Annotated in this window: 2 protein-coding genes; both read right to left on the reverse strand. The window is 43.3% G+C overall.

Annotation, left to right across the window (positions count from 1 at the left end; translation table 11 throughout):
* Positions 1-36: 36 nt before the first annotated feature.
* Positions 37-915 carry an IS3 family transposase gene (locus FX155_RS11370; protein ID WP_326831149.1) on the reverse strand — a complete coding sequence of 293 codons (879 nt, stop codon included), beginning with the start codon at positions 913-915 and terminating at the stop codon, positions 37-39.
* A partial coding sequence (locus FX155_RS11375; RefSeq protein ID WP_154488811.1) for a transposase occupies positions 864-1,166 on the reverse strand: 303 nt, incomplete at its 5' end. The genes FX155_RS11375 and FX155_RS11370, both read right to left, overlap by 52 nt.

The following is a 1,166-nucleotide window of genomic DNA, read 5'->3' on the forward strand; positions in this document are numbered from 1 at the left end:
TCAAGGTATTTAGACACATAGAACCGTGACATTTTTCTACCCTGCTAATTGTTTGTATTTTTCATTCGGGGTTACATAATCGATACCCGAATGAATACGATTAGCATTGTAATCAATAATATATTCAAAAACGGTCACTACCGCTTTCTCATAACTCATTTGGCTTGTATCAGGCATTTCCGTTTTTAGTGTATGCCAGAAACTTTCTATGGGCTGATTGTCCATTGGATGCCCTGGCCTGGAGAGACTGCGACGGAAGTGCATTTTATCGAGTGTTTCGCTCATTGCCTTGGATTTGAAGCAGCCTCCATTGTCAGAATGATACACAGCACCAATGGGACGGAAGGGATTTCTGCCACAGGCATCCATCAAGGCTGCTATAGCCAATGGACTCCTTTGATTTAATCCCCAGCTGCATCCCACAACACGTCTGGTAGCCACGTCAATGCCTCCACATACATAGAACTTTCCGCCTCTGTATGGAAGTTCCGTGTTGTCAAAGCACCACAGGTAATTAGGCATTTGCACAACATATTTATCCTGAATCAGATTCCTTGCCTTGATTTCGGGATCTGTTGGTTCTGGTTTGTCCTTTTTAGTCTTCTTACGGCCTGCTTTGGCATGAAGATCATTTTCCCGAAGCACCCTGGCAATAAAAGAAAGACTGACCATGACCGGCTGAGGATCTTGGGCCAGCGCGTGTTTAATACGTTTCTTCCCATATTCCTCATGGTGCTCATTAAAACAGTTAATAACCCTTTGTTCCAAGGCTATTTTGTCACGGGAAGGTTGGCGACGTTGATAGTAATATGCAGCGCGGGTGATATTTAGGATTTCGCATACTTCACTAACCGGATACTCCTTTAGATCGCTTTTGGCGAATTCGACTCTCTCTTGGGGACGGAAGCAAAGTATGCTGCTGCTTTTTTTAGAATGTCGTTCTCCATTCTCAGCTTTTCATTAGCTTTCTGAAGTTGTTTAAGCTTAGCTTCAGAACTCCTTAGGTACCCAGAGCCTACAAAGGCATCTTCGCCATAATCCTGGTATTCCTTGAGCCAGCGGTAAATAGTTTGTGAAGCAATGTTAACAGCTTTGGCCAACTGCGGTACGGACTTATTTTTATCCAAAACAAGTTTACATACCTGGATTTTGAAATCCTTGGTGTA

Origin of the sequence: Acidaminococcus fermentans, from assembly GCF_009696675.1 — a bacterium.
In the GTDB taxonomy this organism is placed as follows: Bacteria; Bacillota; Negativicutes; order Acidaminococcales; family Acidaminococcaceae; genus Acidaminococcus.